We start from the raw sequence: 18,044 nt of genomic DNA, 5'->3' as shown, positions 1-18,044 counted from the left end.
GTAAGGAGATCGGTTCCCATGCCGAAGATGAAGACCCACAGCGGTGCTAAGAAGCGCTTCAAGCTGACCGGTAGCGGCAAGCTGCGTCGCCAGCAGGCCAATCGCCGCCACTACCTCGAGCACAAGTCCTCCAGGCTGACCCGCCGCCTCGCCGGCGACAAGATCGTCTTCAAGGGCGACGCCAAGGTCATCCGGAAGATGCTCGGCATCTAAGTTCCAAGTACCCGGACCGATTGCCGCCGGCAACGGTCCACCTACCACTAAGGCTTCTCAGGCCAGCCGGGATTTCCGGCAGTAGACGCTTGGGATCAGATTTTGAAGGAGTACGCACGTGGCACGTGTGAAGAGGGCGGTAAACGCCCACAAGAAGCGCCGGGTTGTTCTTGAACGCGCAAAGGGTTACCGCGGTCAGCGTTCGCGCTTGTACCGCAAGGCCAAGGAACAGCTGCTGCACTCGTTCGTGTACAGCTACGGCGACCGCAAGAAGAAGAAGGGCGACTTCCGCCGCCTGTGGATCCAGCGCATCAACGCTGCATCCCGCGCCAACGGCCTGACCTACAACCGCCTGATCCAGGGCCTGAAGGCCGCTGAGGTCGAGGTTGACCGCCGCATGCTGGCCGAGCTGGCCGTCTCCGACGCCACCGCCTTCGCCGCGCTGGTCCAGGTCGCCAAGGACTCGCTGCCCGCCGACACCTCCGCGCCGGCCGTGCAGGCCGAGGCTGCCGCCGCCCCCAAGGCTGCGAAGAAGCCGGCTGCCAAGAAGACCGCCGCCGAGAAGGCTGCCAAGTAGTACCGGAGCTCCGCTCCGAGCCTCGCGGCTCAGTTCAGGAACCGCTCTTCGGAGCAACTAAGGTTCTTATATGAACGAAACCGGGCGCCCGCACGCTGAACCACTGTCCAATCCCCGAGCCGATCGGGTCAGGAAGGTGGCGCAGCTTGCCGGGCGCCCGGCGCGTTTAAAGCGCCGGGAGTTCCTGGCCGAAGGCCCGCAGGCGGTCCGCGAGGCCCTGACCCTGCACCAGCAGCGGCTCGCCGACGGCAGGGACGGCGTCGTCCTTGAGGTCTACGCCAGCGAGGACTGCCTGGACCGGCACCCGGAACTCGAAACCCTCGCGGAGGGCACACGGGCGTTCCTCGCCACCGATGAGGTTCTGGCGGCCATGGCGGACACGGTCACCCCGCAGGGCATCCTGGCCGTCTGCCGCTTCCTCGACGTCGAACTGGCCGACGTCCTCGACGCCGAACCCCGCCTCCTGGCCGTCCTGTGCGAGGTCCGGGACCCCGGCAACGCCGGTACTGCGCTTCGTGCCGCCGACGCCGCCGGAGCGGACGCCGTCATTCTCAGCTCCTCCAGCGTGGACATTTACAACCCCAAGGCGGTGCGGTCCACCGCGGGCTCGATCTTCCACCTCCCTGTGGTCCTCGGCGCAGACATCGCCGAGACCGTCGCAGCCTGCACGGCACGCGGCATCGGAGTCCTCGCAGCGGATGGCTACGGACAGCTGAACCTGGACCGGCTGCAGGACGAGAGCGCCGCCCGGCGGCTCGGCGGCGCGGACACGGGATCGGACTACGACCTGGCCCACCCCACCGCCTGGCTGTTCGGCAACGAGGCCCAGGGCCTGTCCGAGGAGCAACTGGCGCTGGCCGGCCACCGGGTCGCGGTGCCTGTCTACGGGACGGCGGAGAGCCTCAACCTCGGGACCGCCGCCACCGTCTGCCTGTACGCGAGTGCGCGCTCCCAGCGCGCCACCGGCTGACGAGACGTCTTCTAACTCCCACGACGCGAACAAACGACGGCGGGGGCCCACCGTGTGGTGGGCCCCCGCCGTCGTATGTGTCCCGCGGGGCTCACTGGCCCGGGCGGGGGATGAGAATTACGTAGTCCGGTTCCGACCGGTGATGGCGCCGTAGATTCCGGCGACGACGAGGCCGCCGACGATGGCCAGGATCCAGGAGCCGAGGTTCCAGAATTCCATCTTGCCGCCGCCGAAGAGCAGGTCGCCGATCCAGCCGCCGACAATGGCACCAACCACACCGAGAACGAGGCTGGTGACCCAGCCGCCGCCAACCCGGCCAGGCATGATTGCCTTAACGATTGCACCTACAATGAGTCCGAGAATGATCCAGCCTAGAAAGCCCATGTCTCCTCCTACATATTCGTCGGCATTCACCTTAGGAATCCCGATTATGGCTTCAAGCTAACACACGGCCCACGGCCTGTCAGCAGTCCCACCCTCAATCGTTATGTGCCCTCTTTGGCCCCGCCGGCACGCGGAATCCGGGTCCCTCCCGGTACGGTTGACCCCTGGAGTCCGGCTCCTCGAAAACGCCCGGCGGCGCCGATCATTTGTCTAAAGGAGAACGGCCCGTGGCTGCTAACGGCGGTACCAAGGCGATTGTGGCGGCGCTGACCGCCAACCTCACGATCGCCGTCCTGAAATTCGTCGCCTTCCTCCTGACGATGTCCTCGTCGATGCTGGCGGAGGCGATCCACTCCGTCGCCGACTCCGGCAACCAGCTGCTGCTGCTCCTGGGCGGCAAGCGCGCCACCAAGCAGGCCAGCCCGGAGCACCCCTTCGGCTACGGACGGGAACGCTACATCTACGCCTTCATCGTCGCCATCGTGCTCTTCAGCGTCGGCGGCCTGTTCGCGCTGTACGAGGCGTGGGGCAAGCTGCAGCACCCGCACGGCATCGAGGGCGGGTTCTGGTGGGTTCCGCTGGCCGTTCTCCTCGGCGCCATCATCGCGGAGTCGTTCTCCTTCCGCACGGCCATCCGCGAGTCCAACCCCCTGCGCGGCAACCAGAGCTGGATCCGCTTCATCCGCAATGCCAAGCAGCCCGAGTTGCCCGTGATCCTGCTGGAGGACTTCGGCGCGCTGCTCGGCCTGCTCTTTGCCCTCCTGGGCGTGGGGCTGACCCTCATCACCGGCAACGGCATCTGGGACGCCCTGGGCACCGGCATGATCGGCCTGCTGCTGGTGGCGATCGCCGCGGTTCTGGCGATCGAAACCAAGTCGCTGCTGCTGGGCGAGTCAGCCACGAAGGCGGACGTCGCGAAGATCCGCGGCGCGATCGAGTCAGATGGCACCGGCATCATCCACCTCAAGACCATGCACCTGGGACCCGAGGAACTCCTGGTCGCGGCCAAGATCAGCGTCGGCGCGGCGGACTCCGGCCGTGAGATTGCCGCCGCGATCGACGCCGCCGAGGCCCGGATCCGAGAGGCGGTCCCCACCGCCCGGTTGATCTACCTGGAACCGGACCTGCAGCGCGGCGCGGCCGTCTAGGCCGCGCCGCACCACGGAATCACCGGTCCGCCGGCGGGCCGCCGGGAGGGAGCGGGGCCGAACGGCGGTCGCGGTTACCGGACCAGCGGCCTCCGGCGTCCCACGGCCCCGCTGAGGATGGCAACGCCGAGGCCCAGCAAGGCCAGCACGGCGCCGACCAGGGCGGGGGCCACGTAGCCCCAGCCCCAGGCGATGACCAGGCCGCCGAGGAAGGCGCCGAGGGCGTTGGCCACGTTCAGGGCGGCGTGGTTCAGCGAGGAGGCAAGCGACGGCGCGTCGGGGGAGGCGTCCAGCAAACGGGTCTGCAGCGCCGGGACCAGCATGGAACCCGCGCCGCCGACGACGAAGACCATCAGGTACGCGGACCACGGCCAGTGCACCGCTACGGCGTACACCACCAGGGCCACGGCGACGCCGGGGAGTACCCAGTAGATGGTGCCCATGACGGACTTGTCGGCGATGCGTCCGCCGACAATGTTGCCCACCACCATGCCGACACCGTAGAGCGCGACGACCAGAGGCAGCCATTCGGCCGGGATCCCGGCGACGTCGGTCATCGTGTGGGCGATATAGGTGTAGGTCGCGAAGAAGCCGCCGAAGCCCACGACGCCGATCAGCACCGCCAGCCAGACCTGCAGCCGCTTGAGGGATGCGAGTTCCCGGCGGATGCTCGCGTCAGCGTGGGGTGCCTGGTACGGGACAAACTTCCACAGCATGGCCATGGTGGCGATCCCGATGATGCCGACCAGGAGGAACAGCAGCCGCCAGCCGAAGTTCTGGCCCAGCCAGGTGCCGAACGGGACGCCGATGACGTTGGAGACCGTCAGGCCGGCCATCACCATCGAAATGGCCCAGCCGCGGCGGGTGGGGGCAACCAGAGAGGAGGCGATCACCGCGGCGACGCCGAAGAACGCGCCGTGCGGCAGGCCGGCCGCGAAGCGGGACACCAGCATGGTGCCGTAATCGGGGGCGATGACCGAGCTGAGGTTCGCGAGGCTGAAGAACAGCATCAGGCCCAGGGCCAGATACTTGCGGGGGAGCTTCGCGCCGACGGCGGCGAGCAGCGGGGCGCCGACCACGACGCCGAGCGCATAGGCGGAGATCAGGTGCCCGGCCTCCGGGGTGCTGATGCCCAGACCGTGCTCGACCTCCTTGAGCAGGCCCATCATCGTGAATTCCGTGGTGCCGATGCCGAAGCCGCCCATGGCCAGCGAAATGATGGCGAGGGTCAGGTTGTAGGAACCGGTCCGGGGTGTGGTGGGGGCGTCGTTAGTTAAAGTCATCCATCTGCTTTTCGATCAGTGAGTGGTCAGTGCCCGGCCGTGGCCGTGGATCAGGGGTTTGCGCAGTTCCGTGAGTGCCAACGCGTGGCGGGCGGCCCGCTATTCCGGATCCGGACTGCGCGGCCGTTCCATTCTCTCCCGGGGCGGGGGTGCGGCGGCACCTAGACTGGGGTCGTGACTGAACTCATCAACGTCGTCGGCGGTGCGATCGTCGATTCCCTGGCCCGGCCCCGGACCCTGCTGGTGGCGAGGCGGACCGCGCCGCCCCGTTTCGCGTGCATGTGGGAGTTCCCCGGCGGCAAGGTGGACCCGGGGGAGACGTCGGAGCAGGCGCTGCACCGGGAACTGTCCGAGGAGCTCGGTGTCCGGGTGGTACTGGGACCTGAATTACCCGCACCCGGGCCGGAGGGCTGGCCGTTGAACCCGACGGCGGTGATGCGGGTTTGGTTCGCCGAACTCGACGGCGGAACCCCGCAGCCGCTGCAGGACCACGACGAACTCCTTTGGGTGCCCCTGGCCGACCCGGAACAGGTGCTGGCGCTGCCTTGGATCCCCGCGGACCTGCCGATCGTCGAGGCGCTCCTCGCGGCCGTCGGCGCGCGGGCCTAAACCCACTAGCCTCAACCAACTAGCCGCGACCCGCCAGGCCCAGCTCGCCAAGCCCAACTCGCAAGACCTACCCTCTATCCGCAGCCCGGACGCCGCCCTACACGGGTAACCGGACCTCAGAACAGCGTGGGCTGGGCGGCCACCGGTTCGGCGGCCGACTCCCCGGTACCGGAGTGACCGACGCTGCCCGCGGTGCCCCGTCCATGCCTGATGCGCGCCGAGCCCGGCAGGCTGCCCGCCGGGTACCGGGCCTCCTCGTCGCGCGGGTCCTGGTCGATGTCCTCGTGACTGAAACCCGTGGAGCCGATGAAGCCGTGGCGGGCCTTGAAGAAACGGACCCGGCCGGCCAGCCAGGCGCGGTATTCCTTGGACGCGTAGGACCCGCCGCCGTACAGCCGGCGGTACTTTCCGGCGAGTTGGGGGTGTTCCCTGGCGATCCACTGCATGAACCATTCCCGGGTCCCGGGCTTGAGGTACAGGGCCCCGGCGCTGACTCCCGTGGCCCCGGCCGCCGCCAGCGAACCGAAAAGGGAGTCGAGGGCCTCATCCGAGTCGGACAACCACGGCAGGATCGGCATGGCCATCACGCCGCAGGGCAGGCCGGCCTCGCGCAGCCGGGAAATCAGCTTCAACCGGGCCCGGGGACCGGGTGTTCCGGGTTCCACCGCCTCGGACAACTGCTCGTCCGTCATGGCCAGGGAAATGCCCACGCCCACGGGTACCTGGGTGGCCGCGTGCTTCAGCAGCGGGATGTCGCGGGCCAGCAGGGTGCCCTTGGTGAGGATGGAGAGGGGCGTGCCGGAGTCGGCAAGGGCCCGGATGATGCCGGGCATCAACTGGTAGCGGCCCTCGGCGCGCTGGTAGGGGTCTGTGTTGGTACCCAAAGCCACCTGGTGCCGTTGCCACGACGGTTTCGCCAGCTCACGGCGCAGCACCTCCGCGGCGTTGACCTTGACCACCACCTGGCTGTCGAAGTCCAGGCCCGCGTCGAAGTCGAGGTAGGTGTGGGTCTTCCGCGCGAAGCAGTAGACGCAGGCGTGGCTGCAGCCGCGGTAGGGGTTGATGGTCCATTCGAAGGGCATCCGGGAACCGGCGGCCACCTTGTTGAGCACCGATTTGGCGGTGACCTCGTGGAAGGTGACCCCGGCAAACTCCGGGGTGGTGACGGACCGGACCAGGCCCGCCAGCGGCAGCAGCGCCGGTGCGGGCAGCGGAGCCGTCTGGCCGTCGGGGGCCTGCGTCCCGGTCCTGGGCGTCTCTGCATTGAGTGCCTCTGCATCGACTGCTTGTGCATTGAGTGCCTGTGCGTCCCACCTCATGACCTCATTCGAATATATGTTCGATATTAAGTCAAGGCTGCCCGTCCCGTCCTACCCCGCCCCGTCTCACCCCGTCCCGGGCAAGCACCGACCCGGCTGCGCCGGCCGGCGGTCACCACCGGTCACTGTCCCTCCGGGGCCGCCGCGACGATTGCTAGGCTGGCCCCATGATCCTCCTGACTGGCTTTGAACCCTTCGGCGGCGAAACGACCAACCCCTCCTGGACGGCGGTGCGGCATGCGGCCGGCGTGCTGCGGGCCGAGGGCCTGGAGGTGGCCACCGTGGAACTGCCGTGCGTCTTCGGCGATTCGCTGGCGGCACTGGACGCGGCGCTCCGGGAGCACCGCCCGGACCTGGTGGTATGTGCCGGGCAGGCGGGCGGCCGGACCGGCATCTCCCTGGAGCGCGTCGCCATCAACTGTGACGATGCGCGGATCCCGGACAACGCCGGGAACGCGCCGGTGGACGAACCCGTCCTCCCGGATGCCCCCGCCGTCTACTTCGGCACCCTGCCGGTCAAGGCCGCGCTGCAGGAGCTGCGCCGCCGCGGAATTCCCTCCGAGGTGTCGCAGACGGCGGGAACCTACGTCTGCAACCACGTCTTCTTCGGCCTGATGCACGCCCTCCGCGGCGAGCCCGGCATCCGCGGCGGATTCGTTCACGTTCCCTTCGGCCCGGATCAGGTGCAGGCCGGAAGCGGCGCGGCCTCCCTGCCGCTGGAGCAGATGGGGGAGGCGCTCGCCGTCGTCGTCCGGACGTCCCTGGCGACCACCACCGACCTCAAGCTGGCCGCCGGCGCCATCCACTGACGCGGAGGAACCACACCTGATATCGCGCTGCGGCTTCTCAGTCGAGAAGCTCCCAGACGACGCGGACGGCGGCGGTGACCGAGGCGCTGCCTGCCTCCACCGCGACGGGCTGGGCCGCGGCCGTGCGCTGCAGCGGCACCGGCGGCAGCGCGGGCGGGGACGCCGGATTCTCGGTCACGGAGAGGACCTTGCCCAGCCGCGCCCCTGCCAGGGCGGCGAACTGCCCGGCCCGCGTCAGCGCGTCCTCCCAGGCCATCTCCCGGGCCTCGGACTCGAGGGCGGCCGGATCCGCGAAGCCGAGGTCGATCCCGTGCAGCCGGGCGTCGTCGGCCCCGGCCCGCACCGCGTCGGCGACGACTGCCGCGGAACCGGCCAGGTCGCGGAGCCGGACCCGGAGCGTCCCGGTCGCCAGGTAGCCCGTCACGCGCTGGCCCTGGCCCTCCTGCCAGGTGACCTCGGCGCGCAGGGACAGGCCGGTGCTGGTGATGTCCCGATCCGTCACGCCGTGGCCCCGCAGTGCATCCGTGATGGCGGTCGCGACCGCACCGGCGTCCCGGTAGGCAGCCTCCACGCCCGGGCGGCGGGACTCGACGCCGATCGAGAGGGTCAGCAGGTCCGGCGCGGACTCGGCGGTGCCGGTGCCCGTCACGGACAGGGTCCTGGGGGAGTCGGTCATGGTGGTCTCACTTTCCGCCGTCGCGGCCTGAGAGGCCGCGGTTGTTGGGTTCGTCGCGGAAGTCGGGGGAACGCCGCCATCCGCGGGGCCGCGCGTGGACGTGTTCCGGGTAGCCGCCGGCGGCCAGGCCCGCGTGCCGTTCGAAGGGGTTGGCCGTGCCGGGGTTTCCGGCACGCCACAGGGACCAGCCGGCCGCGGCGAAGTACAGGGGAAGGAACGGGATTCCGCAGCACAGCGCGTACTGGGTGCTGTGCCGTTCCTCGTGGCCCAGCAGCCCGGGGAAGCCCGCCCCGTCAGGGAAGCAAGGGGAAGGGGAGGACGAAGAAGAGGAGGATGACGAAGGGCAGGAAGGCGGGGGAGATTCGCCGCCGAAGACCCGGTCCGCGTCGGCCCGAAACAGCACGACATTGCCCACCGTGAATGCCGCCGCGTAGGGCAGTTTCCACCGGTAGCCCGCGGCGAGGATCAGGCCGCGCGGTCCGGACGCCACATGGCAGCGGGCACCCGCGGCCAGCAGCAGGCCCAGCAGGGTGCTGCCGTTGAGCACGTTGGCCAGCTGCCGCAGCCTCGCTCCGGTCCCCATGGGGCCATGCTAGACCCCGGCCGGGGCTCCGGCGCCGTCAACTAGACTGGTTCAGACACCACCCGACTCGTAGCGAAGAACAGTAGATGACTGACACCTTGCCGGGCGCCGCCGTCCCGAACCCTCTGGATGAAGCCGCCATCAACGCCGCCGTAGAGCAGGCCGTCGCCGCCATTGCCGCGGCCTCCACCCTCGAAGAGCTCAAGGCCGCCCGCCTTGCGCACACGGGCGAGAAGTCCGCCCTGAGCCTGGCCAATCGCGAAATCGGCGGCCTGCTCAAGGATCAGAAGGCCGCCGCCGGCAAGCTGATGGGAGCCTCCCGCGGACGGATCAACAAGGCGCTCGCGGACCGCACCGCGGAACTCGAGGCCGAAAACGACGCCCGCATCCTGGTCGAGGAGACCGTCGACGTCACGGCCGCCCCACGCCGTCGTCGTGCCGGTGCCCGCCACCCGCTCTCCACCCTCCAGGACCGCGTCGCTGACATCTTCGTCGGCATGGGCTGGGAGATCGCGGAGGGCCCCGAGGTTGAATCCGAGTGGTTCAACTTCGACGCGCTGAACTTCAAGCCGGACCACCCGGCCCGCGAAATGCAGGACACCTTCTTCGTCGAGCCGCCCGAGGCGCACCTTCTCATGCGCACCCACACCTCCCCGGTGCAGGTCCGCTCCATGCTCGAGCGCGAGGTCCCGATCTACGTCCTCTGCCCCGGCAAGGTGTTCCGCACCGACGAGCTGGACGCCACTCACACCCCGGTGTTCCACCAGTTCGAGGGCCTCGCCATCGACAAGAAGCTGTCCATGGCGGACCTGCGCGGCACCCTGGAGCACTTCGCCCGGCAGATGTTCGGCGACGAGGCCCAGATCCGGCTGCGCCCCAACTACTTCCCGTTCACCGAGCCCTCCGCCGAGCTCGACATCTGGCACCCCGGCGCCAAGGGCGGCCCCCGCTGGATCGAGTGGGGCGGCTGCGGCATGGTCAACCCGAACGTGCTCCGCGCGGCCGGCATCGACCCGGACGTCTATTCAGGTTTTGCCTTCGGCATGGGCATCGAGCGGACCCTCATGTTCCGCAACGAGGTCGGCGACATGCGCGACATGATCGAAGGCGATGTACGTTTCAGCGAGCACTTCGGGATGGAGATTTAACAGTGCGTATCCCCCTTTCCTGGCTGCGTGAATTCGCGGCCGTTCCTGCCGGTGCGAGCGCCGAGGAAGTCATGGCCGACCTCGTGAAGGTCGGCTTCGAAGAAGAGGCCGTGCACCGGCCCACCGACACCCTGCAGGGTCCCATCGTCGTCGGCCAGGTGCTGTCCCTGGTCAAGGAACCCCAGTCCAACGGCAAGACCATCAACTGGTGCCAGGTCCGCGTGGTCCCCGAGGGTCAGCAGCAGACCCTCACCGGCGAGGGCATCGACCCCTCCGGCGTGCAGGGCATCATCTGCGGCGCGCACAACTTCGTCGAGGGCGACAAGGTGGTGGTCACCCTTCCGGGCGCCGTGCTGCCCGGCGACTTCCGCATCTCCGCGCGCAAAACCTACGGCCACCTCTCCGCCGGCATGATCGCCTCCGTGCGGGAACTCGGCATCGGCGATGACCACGACGGCATCCTGGTGCTCTCCCGCATCGGGCTTGACCCGGAAATCGGCACCGACGCGATGGAACTGCTCGGCCTCTACGACCAGGCCGCGGAAATCAACGTCACCCCGGACAGGGGCTACGCGTTCTCGATCCGCGGCGTGGCCCGTGAATACGCCCACGCCACCGGAACGCCGTTCACGGACCCGGCGTCGAAGGTCACCGCCCCGGCGGAACTTTCCGGCGGCTTCGACATCAAGCTCAACGACGACGCCCCGATCTACGGAAATGCCGGCTGCGACCGGTTCGTGGCCCGCACCGTCCGCGGTGTCGACGCCACGAAGCCGACCCCGCCGTGGATGGTCTCCCGGCTGCGGCTCGCCGGCATCCGGTCCATCTCGCTGCCGGTGGACATCTCCAACTACGTGATGCTCGAGCTGGGTCAGCCCACGCACTGCTACGACCTGGACACCCTCACCGGCGGCATCGTCGTCCGCCGCGCGGCCCAGGGCGAGAAGATCACCACCCTCGACGACAAGGAGCGCACGCTCGACGCCGAGGACCTGCTGATCACGGACGGTTCCGGCGCGATCGGCATCGCCGGCGTGATGGGCGGCGCGGCGACCGAGGTCTCCGACGCCACCACCAACATCCTGGTCGAGTCCGCACACTTCGACGAGGTGTCGATCGCCCGGTCCCGCCGCCGCCACAAGCTCCCGTCCGAGGCGTCCAAGCGCTTCGAGCGCGGCGTCGACTGGTACGTCGCCCCGGTGGCCGCCCAGCGCGTGGTCGACCTGCTGGTGGAGCTCGCCGGCGGAACGGCCGACGCCGAGGGCACCGACGTGGGCACCGCGCCGGACTCCGTCACCGTGGACCTCCCGGCAACCTTCGCCTCGGAGCGGATCGGCATCGACTTCACCGAGGAGCAGATCCTCACCTCGCTCCGGGACCTCGGCGCCGACGTCCGCACCACCGACGACGGGTACGCCGTCACGGCCCCGAGTTGGCGGACGGACCTGGAGACCAAGGAAGACCTGTCCGAGGAAATCGCGCGGCTGGTGGGTTACGACAAGATCCCCGCCACGCTGCCGGTGGCCCCGCCGGGCCGCGGCCTGACCCGCGTGCAGCAGCAGCGCCGCCGCCTGGTCCAGGCCCTCGCCGACGCCGGCCTCACCGAGGTGCTGGCCTACCCGTTCGTCTCCAAGGCCGCCAACGACACCTTCGGCACCCCGGTTGCCGGGGCGGACCGGAAGGCGCTTAAGCTGGCCAACCCGATCAGCGAGGAACAGGGCTTCCTGCGCACCTCGATCCTGCCCGGCCTGATCGAGGTGGCGAAGCGGAACCACTCCCGCGGCTTCCGTGACCTGGCTCTCTACGAGACCGGCCTGGTCTTCCTGCCGGGGGAGACCCTCGGCACCGCCTCGATCCCGCCGCTGGGCGCCCGCCCCGCCGAGGAGGTCCTCGACGGACTGTTCGACGGCGTCCCGGACCAGCCGCTGCACCTGGCGGCCGTGCTGACCGGCCACGACAGCCCGGCCGCCCCGGCCCACACCCCGCGGGCCTGGGACTACGCCGACGCGCTGGACATCGCCCGGCTGGCCGGCGACGTCCTCGGCGTCGAACTGGTCGTCAGCCAGGGCAGCCACCAGGCATTCCACCCCGGCCGGGCCGCGCAGCTGGCGCTGCGCACCGGCGAGGTGATCGGCTACGCCGGCGAACTGCACCCCAAGCTGCTCGCGGCGCACGACATGCCCGCCCGCTCGGTGGCGCTGGAACTGAACGCGGACGCCCTGTTCGAGGCGGCCGCCGACGTGATCGTCGCCCGGCCCATCTCCGGCTACCCGGTGGCCACCCAGGACGTCGCCCTCGTGGTGGCGGCCGATGTGCCCGCCGGGGACGTGCTGGAGGCGCTCCGCGAGGGCGCCGGCGATCTGCTGGAAGAGGTGTCCCTGTTCGACGTCTACGCCGGTAAGGGCATCGAGGACGGCAAGAAGTCCCTGGCCTTCAACCTGCGCTTCCGCGCAGACGACCGCACCCTGACCGCGGACGAGGCCTCGGCCGCCCGTGATCTGGCCGTGGCCGCCGCACACGAACGCTTCGGCGCCGTCCAGCGGTAACAGGGCGCAGCGCTAAAGGGGTCCTGGGCTAACAGGATCCGTCGGTACGAACCGGCACCACGAAAAAGCTCCCCGCAACCTGCCGGTTGCGGGGAGCTTTTCTCGTTGCGGACGTGACGCTGGCCGTTATGGGACCAGCAGGACCTTGCCGGTGGTGCGCCGCTGTTCCAGGTCCGTGTGCGCGGACGCCGCGTCGGCCAGGTCGTACTTCGCGCCGATCCGCACCTTGAGGCTGCCGTCGGCGACGGCGGCGAAGAGCTCGTCCGAGCGCCAACGGCGTTCCTTCGCGTCCCGCAGGTAGTGGACGATGGTGGGCCGGGTGAGGTAGAGCGAGCCGCCGGAGTTCAGCCGCTGCGGATCCACCGCCGGGACCGGGCCGGAGGCGGCGCCGAAGAGCACCAGGGTGCCGCGGACCCTGAGCGCCGCGAGCGAATCGTCGAAGGTGTCCTTGCCGACGCCGTCGTACACCACGTGCACGCCTTCGCCGTTGGTGAGTTCCCGCACCTTGGCCCCGAATCCCTCGTACCGCAGCACGTGGTCTGCGCCGGCTTCGCGGGCCAGGGCCTCCTTCTCGTCGGTGGAAACGGTGGTGATGACCCGCGCGCCCTTGGCTTTGAGCAGCTGGATCAGCAGCAGGCCCACGCCGCCGGCGCCGGCGTGCAGCAGCACGGTCTGGCCGGACTGCACCTCGAAGGTCGAGTTGATCAGGTAGTGCGCGGTGATGCCCTGGAGCGGCAGGGCGGCGGCGGTGAAGTCGTCGACGCCGTCGGGCACCGGCAGCGCCTTGTCCGCGTCCACCAGCGCGTACCCGGAGTAGCAGGCTACGCCCTCGGCGGTGGCGACGCGGTCGCCCGCGGAGAAGCCGGTCACGCCGTCGCCGGTTTCCTCGACGGTGCCGGAGGCCTCGGAGCCGGGGATGAAGGGGTAGTCCACCTTGTAGACGCCGCTGCGCTTGTAGGTGTCGATGAAGTTCACCCCGACCGCGGCAACCTTGATCAGCAGCTGGCCGGGGCCGGGGACGGGCCGGTCGATGGGGGAGAGCTCAAGGACTTCCGGGCCGCCGGCCTGCCGGGCGACAATAGCGTGCGTCATGTGACTCCTTCGTGTGGGCCTTCCGGGCAGGGCGGTCCGTGCCCGGGGTGCTGTGACCATCCTAGGGACCGGCCCGGGCTCCGCCCAGCATCCATGACGGGGAAGAGGGCACGGTAGGGTCCAGACGTCGGCCCGCGAGAGCATGCATAAATATCAGCAGCGATGCATAGTCTTGCTGTATGCTGGGGGCTATGACTATTTCTGTTGCCGTCTCCGGGGCCAGCGGTTACGCCGGCGGCGAGGTGCTCAGGCTGCTTGCCGGCCACCCGGACGTCACCATCGGGGCTATCACGGCGCACAGCAACGCCGGTTCCAGACTAGGCGAACTCCAGCCGCATCTCCATGGTTTGGCGGACCGGATCCTCGAAGACACCACGGTGGAGAACCTCGCCGGGCACGACGTCGTCTTCCTCGCCCTGCCGCACGGCGCCTCCGCGGCGATCGCCGCGCAGCTGCCCGCGGGCACGGTCGTGATCGACGCGGGTGCGGACCACCGGCTCCAGGACGCGGCGGCGTGGGAGAAGTTCTACGGCTCCCCGCACGCCGGCACCTGGCCCTACGGCCTGCCCGAGCTGCCGGGCCAGCGGGAGGCCCTGCGCGGCGCCACCCGCATCGCCGTGCCCGGCTGCTACCCGACGTCGGCGCTGCTGGCGTTGACGCCCGGCTTCAGCAGCCACCTGCTGCAGGCCGACGACGTCGTCATCGTCGCCGCCTCCGGAACCTCCGGGGCCGGCAAGGCCGCCAAGGTGAACCTGATCGGCTCCGAGGTCATGGGCTCCATGAGCCCCTACGGCGTCGGCGGCGGCCACCGCCACACGCCCGAGATTGAGCAGGGCCTCTCCAATGCGCTGAACTCGCCCGTGACGGTGTCCTTCACGCCCACCCTCGCGCCAATGAGCCGGGGCATCCTCACCACCGCCACCGCCAAGGTGCGGCCGGGCGTCACGGCCGAGGAGCTCCGCCGGGCCTGGGCCGCGGCCTACGACGAGGAGCCCTTCGTCCACCTGCTGCCCGGGGGCCAGTGGCCCACCACCAAGTCCGTCCAGGGCTCCAACCACGCCGCCATGCAGCTGGCCTTCGACGAGCGGATCGGCCGCGTGATCGTCACCTGCGCGATCGACAACCTCACCAAGGGCACCGCCGGCGGCGCCGTCCAGTCCATGAACATCGCCCTCGGCCTGGTGGAAACCGCCGGCCTCAACCTGCAGGGAGTCGCACCGTGAGCATCACCGCACCGAAGGGTTTCCGCGCCGCCGGCGTCAAGGCCGGCCTCAAGGCATCCGGTAACCCCGACCTGGCCCTGGTGGTCAACGACGGCCCGGCCAAGGCCGCCGCCGCGGTCTTCACCTCCAACCGCGTCGCCGCCGCCCCCGTGCACTGGTCCCGCGAGGTCATCAAGGACGGCCGCGTCGACGCCGTCATCCTCAACTCCGGCGGCGCCAACGCCTGCACCGGCCCGCAGGGCTTCCAGAACACCCACACCACCGCCGAAAAGACCGCCGAGGCCCTCGGCGCCTCGGCGACGGACGTTTTCGTCTGCTCCACCGGCCTGATCGGCGAACAGCTGCCGATGGACAAGCTTGTCCCCGCGATCGGCACCGCCGCCGCCGAACTGAGCGCCGACGGCGGCCCGGCTGCCGCCACCGCCATCATGACCACCGACTCGGTCTCCAAGCAGGCACTCTTCACCGGCACCGACGCCGAGGGCCGGGAGTTCACCATCGGCGGCATGGCCAAGGGCGCCGGCATGCTGGCCCCGGGCCTGGCGACCATGCTCGTGGTCCTCACCACCGACGCCGAGGTCCAGCCCGAACTGCTCGACGTCGTGCTGCGCGACGCCACCCGCGTCACCTTCGACCGGACGGACTCGGACGGCTGCATGTCCACCAACGACACCGTGGTGCTGCTCGCCTCCGGCGCCTCCGGCTCGGTTCCCTCCGCCGCGGCGTTCGGCGCGGGCCTGACCCGGGTGTGCGCGGACCTCGCCCGCCAGCTGATCGGCGACGCCGAGGGCTCCAGCCACGACATCGCCATCCGCACCTTCAACGCCGCGAACGAACGCGACGCCGAGGTGGTCAGCCGCGCCGTCGCCCGCTCCAACCTCTTCAAGACCGCGATCTTCGGCAAGGACCCCAACTGGGGCCGCGTGCTCTCCGCCGTCGGCACCACGGACGCCGCCTTCGAACCGGACCAGCTCAACGTCGCGATGAACGGCGTGCAGATCTGCCGCAACGGCAGCATCGGCGAGGACCGCTCCCTGGTGGACCTGGAACCGCGCGAGGTCCTGGTCGAGATCGACCTGCAGGCCGGTGAGGCCGAGGCCACCATCTGGACCAACGACCTGACCCACGACTACGTCCACGAGAACAGCGCCTACTCCAGCTGACCGGCCGCCGGACACCACCCGACGAACACCCCACCACCCGGAAGGGACCACCGACCATGAGCACCGAAGCCCGCGAGACCACCTCCATGGCGGACGCGCAGGACAAGGCCGGCACGCTGATCGAGGCGCTGCCCTGGATCCAGCGCTTCGCCGGCACCACCATGGTGATCAAATACGGCGGCAACGCCATGGTCAACGACGAGCTGCGCCGCGCCTTCGCCGAGGACGTGGTTTTCTTGCACCACGTCGGCATCCACCCGGTGGTGGTGCACGGCGGCGGCCCGCAGATCAACGCGATGCTCGGCCGGCTCGGGATCGAATCCGAGTTCAAGGGCGGGCTGCGCGTCACCACGCCCGAGGCCATGGACGTGGTCCGGATGGTCCTCACCGGCCAGGTGGGCCGGGAACTGGTGGGCCTGATCAACTCCCACGGCCCCTACGCCGTCGGCATGTCCGGCGAGGACGGCGGCCTGCTGCAGGCCGTCCGGACCGGCACCGTCGTCGACGGCGAGGACGTGGACCTGGGCCTGGTGGGCGAGGTGGTCGGCGTGAACCCCGAGGGCATCCTGGACATCATCGCCGCCGGCCGGATTCCCGTCATCTCCACCGTCGCCCCCGAAATCGAGGCGGACGGCTCCACCACCGGGCAGGTCCTGAACGTCAACGCGGACACCGCGGCCGCGGCCGTCGCCTCCGCCCTGGGCGCCTCCAAGCTGGTCATCCTGACCGACGTCGAGGGCCTCTACGCGAAATGGCCGGACAAGTCCTCGCTGATCTCCTCGCTGACCGCCTCCGAGCTGCGCGGGATGCTGCCGCGCCTGGAGTCCGGCATGATCCCGAAGATGGCGGCCTGCCTGAAGGCGGTCGACGACGGCGTCGAGCGCGCCCACATCGTCGACGGGCGGCTGGCCCACTCGATGCTCCTGGAAACCTTTACGACCGCCGGCATCGGCACCCAGGTCGTCCCCGATGAGGAAGTGAACTCAAAGTGAGCAGCACCGAACTGAGCCATTCGGCTGAAGGCCGCAGCAGCGATGGGGGCCCCATCGCTGCGGAGGCCGCCGCAACCACCATCGTTCCGAGCAGCAATGGAGCAGACTGGCTTTCGCGCTACTCGTCCTCGCTGCTGGGCGTCTTCGGGGCGCCCCAGCGGGTGCTGGTGCGCGGCGCGGGTTGCCTGGTCTGGGACGCCGATGGCAAGGAATACCTGGACCTGCTCGGCGGCATCGCCGTCAACGCCCTCGGCCACGCCCACCCCTTCGTCACCTCGGTGATTTCCAGCCAGCTCTCCACCCTGGGCCATGTCTCCAATTTCTTCACCAGCCCCACCCAGGTGGCCCTGGCCGAGAAGCTGCTGGAGATCGCCAAGGCCCCCGCCGGGTCCAAGGTCTTCTTCGCGAACTCCGGCACCGAGGCAGTCGAGGCCGCGTTCAAGCTCGCCCGCCGCAACACGGGCGCCGGTCCGGACAGCGGCGAGGCCCCGCGCACCAAGATCATCGCGCTGGAGGGCGCCTTCCACGGCCGGACCATGGGCGCGCTGGCGCTGACCTACAAGGAGGCCTACCGGGCCCCCTTCGCGCCCCTGCCCGGCGGCGTCGTCCACGTCCCGTTCGGCGACATCGACGCCCTGCTGGCCGAGATCGACGAGACCACGGCCGCCGTCATCCTCGAACCCATCCAGGGTGAGGCCGGCGTCCGGCCCCTGCCCGCCGGCTACCTCAAGGCCGCCCGCGAGGCCACCAGCGCCGCCGGCGCGCTGCTGATCCTGGACGAGGTCCAGACCGGCATCGGCCGGACCGGGAAGTGGCTGGCCAGCGAGGACGCCGGGATCGTGCCCGACGCCGTGACCCTCGCCAAGGGACTCGGCGGCGGCTTCCCGATCGGGGCCCTCATCACCTACGGCCCGGAGGTCTCCGCGCTGCTCACCGCCGGCCAACACGGCACCACCTTTGGCGGCAACCCCGTAGCCACCGCTGCCGCCCTGGCCACCCTGCACGTGCTGGAGAACCAGCAGGTGCTCGCCCACGTCCGGGAGGTGGGGGAACGCCTGCGCGCCGGCCTCGCCGGGATCGACGGCGTCATCGAGGTCCGCGGCGAAGGGCTGCTCATCGGCTTCGACCTCGACGCCGACGTCGCCCCCGCCGTCGTCGCCGCCGCCCTGGACGCCGGGTTCATCATCAACAGCCCCGGCCCGCACACCATCCGCCTGGCCCCGCCGCTGATCCTCACCGAGGCGCAGGCGGACAGCTTCCTGGCCGCACTGCCGGCCCTCCTCCAGACCGCAAAGGACGCCCAGTGACT

At 69.9% G+C, this 18,044-nt stretch carries 18 protein-coding genes; 12 read left to right on the top strand and 6 right to left on the bottom strand.

Annotated elements, in window-relative coordinates; genetic code table 11:
- Positions 1-18: 18 nt before the first annotated feature.
- The 3 genes from rpmI to QWJ39_RS13085 all read left to right on the top strand — a co-directional run bounded on the left by rpmI (position 19) and on the right by QWJ39_RS13085 (position 1,760).
- Positions 19-213 (top strand): 50S ribosomal protein L35, encoded by a 195-nt coding sequence (gene rpmI / locus QWJ39_RS13095; protein WP_009358635.1) that lies wholly within the window; start codon positions 19-21, stop codon positions 211-213.
- Positions 214-331: 118 nt separating this feature from the next.
- Positions 332-790 carry a 50S ribosomal protein L20 gene (gene rplT, locus QWJ39_RS13090; RefSeq protein ID WP_290258288.1) on the top strand — a complete coding sequence of 153 codons (459 nt, stop codon included), beginning with the start codon at positions 332-334 and terminating at the stop codon, positions 788-790.
- A gap of 70 nt (positions 791-860) precedes the next feature.
- Positions 861-1,760, top strand: coding sequence for an RNA methyltransferase (locus QWJ39_RS13085; RefSeq protein ID WP_290258287.1), 900 nt, complete (start codon positions 861-863; stop codon positions 1,758-1,760).
- Between the two features lie 117 nt (positions 1,761-1,877).
- On the opposite strand, the gene QWJ39_RS13080 is transcribed toward QWJ39_RS13085, so the two are convergent.
- Entirely contained in the window at positions 1,878-2,144 is a 267-nt protein-coding gene (locus QWJ39_RS13080; protein WP_056740672.1) for a GlsB/YeaQ/YmgE family stress response membrane protein, read from the bottom strand.
- Positions 2,145-2,371: 227 nt separating this feature from the next.
- Here QWJ39_RS13080 and QWJ39_RS13075 point away from each other — a divergent pair, with 227 nt between their 5' ends.
- Positions 2,372-3,292 carry a cation diffusion facilitator family transporter gene (locus tag QWJ39_RS13075; RefSeq protein WP_290258286.1) on the top strand — a complete coding sequence of 307 codons (921 nt, stop codon included), beginning with the start codon at positions 2,372-2,374 and terminating at the stop codon, positions 3,290-3,292.
- 74 nt (positions 3,293-3,366) lie between these two features.
- On the opposite strand, the gene QWJ39_RS13070 is transcribed toward QWJ39_RS13075, so the two are convergent.
- On the bottom strand, positions 3,367-4,575 hold the full coding sequence (locus QWJ39_RS13070; protein ID WP_290258285.1) for an MFS transporter: 1,209 nt from the start codon (positions 4,573-4,575) through the stop codon (positions 3,367-3,369).
- Positions 4,576-4,749: 174 nt separating this feature from the next.
- On the opposite strand from QWJ39_RS13070, the gene QWJ39_RS13065 reads away from it, so the two are divergent.
- A complete protein-coding gene (locus QWJ39_RS13065; RefSeq protein ID WP_290258284.1) occupies positions 4,750-5,184 on the top strand; it encodes a (deoxy)nucleoside triphosphate pyrophosphohydrolase in 435 nt (144 codons plus the stop codon).
- A gap of 116 nt (positions 5,185-5,300) precedes the next feature.
- Here QWJ39_RS13065 and QWJ39_RS13060 read toward each other — a convergent pair whose 3' ends face one another.
- On the bottom strand, positions 5,301-6,503 hold the full coding sequence (locus tag QWJ39_RS13060; RefSeq protein ID WP_290258283.1) for an Rv2578c family radical SAM protein: 1,203 nt from the start codon (positions 6,501-6,503) through the stop codon (positions 5,301-5,303).
- 167 nt (positions 6,504-6,670) lie between these two features.
- Between QWJ39_RS13060 and pcp the strand changes: the two genes are divergently transcribed.
- A complete protein-coding gene (gene pcp, locus QWJ39_RS13055; protein WP_290258282.1) occupies positions 6,671-7,312 on the top strand; it encodes a pyroglutamyl-peptidase I in 642 nt (213 codons plus the stop codon).
- A gap of 37 nt (positions 7,313-7,349) precedes the next feature.
- Here the strand turns inward: pcp and QWJ39_RS13050 are convergent, their stop codons facing one another.
- Entirely contained in the window at positions 7,350-7,988 is a 639-nt protein-coding gene (locus QWJ39_RS13050) for an SIMPL domain-containing protein (protein ID WP_290258281.1), read from the bottom strand.
- A gap of 7 nt (positions 7,989-7,995) precedes the next feature.
- A complete protein-coding gene (locus QWJ39_RS13045) occupies positions 7,996-8,571 on the bottom strand; it encodes a hypothetical protein (RefSeq protein ID WP_290258280.1) in 576 nt (191 codons plus the stop codon).
- Between the two features lie 86 nt (positions 8,572-8,657).
- Here QWJ39_RS13045 and pheS point away from each other — a divergent pair, with 86 nt between their 5' ends.
- The gene (pheS, locus tag QWJ39_RS13040) at positions 8,658-9,719 is read left to right on the top strand and encodes a phenylalanine--tRNA ligase subunit alpha (RefSeq protein ID WP_290258279.1); all 1,062 of its coding nucleotides are present in this window, start codon (positions 8,658-8,660) and stop codon (positions 9,717-9,719) included.
- Between the two features lie 2 nt (positions 9,720-9,721).
- Entirely contained in the window at positions 9,722-12,265 is a 2,544-nt protein-coding gene (gene pheT, locus QWJ39_RS13035; RefSeq protein WP_290258278.1) for a phenylalanine--tRNA ligase subunit beta, read from the top strand.
- 126 nt (positions 12,266-12,391) lie between these two features.
- Here the strand turns inward: pheT and QWJ39_RS13030 are convergent, their stop codons facing one another.
- Positions 12,392-13,357, bottom strand: coding sequence for a quinone oxidoreductase (locus QWJ39_RS13030; RefSeq protein ID WP_290258277.1), 966 nt, complete (start codon positions 13,355-13,357; stop codon positions 12,392-12,394).
- A gap of 191 nt (positions 13,358-13,548) precedes the next feature.
- Between QWJ39_RS13030 and argC the strand changes: the two genes are divergently transcribed.
- Genes argC through QWJ39_RS13010 form a run of 4 tightly spaced genes read left to right on the top strand, consistent with a single transcriptional unit; the run spans position 13,549 to position 18,042 of the window.
- Positions 13,549-14,580, top strand: coding sequence for an N-acetyl-gamma-glutamyl-phosphate reductase (argC, locus tag QWJ39_RS13025; protein WP_290258276.1), 1,032 nt, complete (start codon positions 13,549-13,551; stop codon positions 14,578-14,580).
- On the top strand, positions 14,577-15,743 hold the full coding sequence (gene argJ, locus QWJ39_RS13020) for a bifunctional glutamate N-acetyltransferase/amino-acid acetyltransferase ArgJ (RefSeq protein ID WP_290258275.1): 1,167 nt from the start codon (positions 14,577-14,579) through the stop codon (positions 15,741-15,743). Before argC ends, argJ begins: the two co-directional genes overlap by 4 nt.
- Before the next feature lie 56 nt (positions 15,744-15,799).
- Positions 15,800-16,735 (top strand): acetylglutamate kinase, encoded by a 936-nt coding sequence (gene argB / locus QWJ39_RS13015; protein WP_290258274.1) that lies wholly within the window; start codon positions 15,800-15,802, stop codon positions 16,733-16,735.
- 53 nt (positions 16,736-16,788) lie between these two features.
- Entirely contained in the window at positions 16,789-18,042 is a 1,254-nt protein-coding gene (locus QWJ39_RS13010) for an acetylornithine transaminase (protein ID WP_290258572.1), read from the top strand.
- Positions 18,043-18,044 lie beyond the last annotated feature (2 nt).

Source organism: Arthrobacter sp. YD4, from assembly GCF_030410515.1.
In the GTDB taxonomy this organism is placed as follows: Bacteria; Actinomycetota; Actinomycetes; order Actinomycetales; family Micrococcaceae; genus Arthrobacter.
The sequence above is the reverse complement of the archived record's forward strand: the minus strand, read 5'-3'. Positions and strand labels throughout refer to the sequence as shown.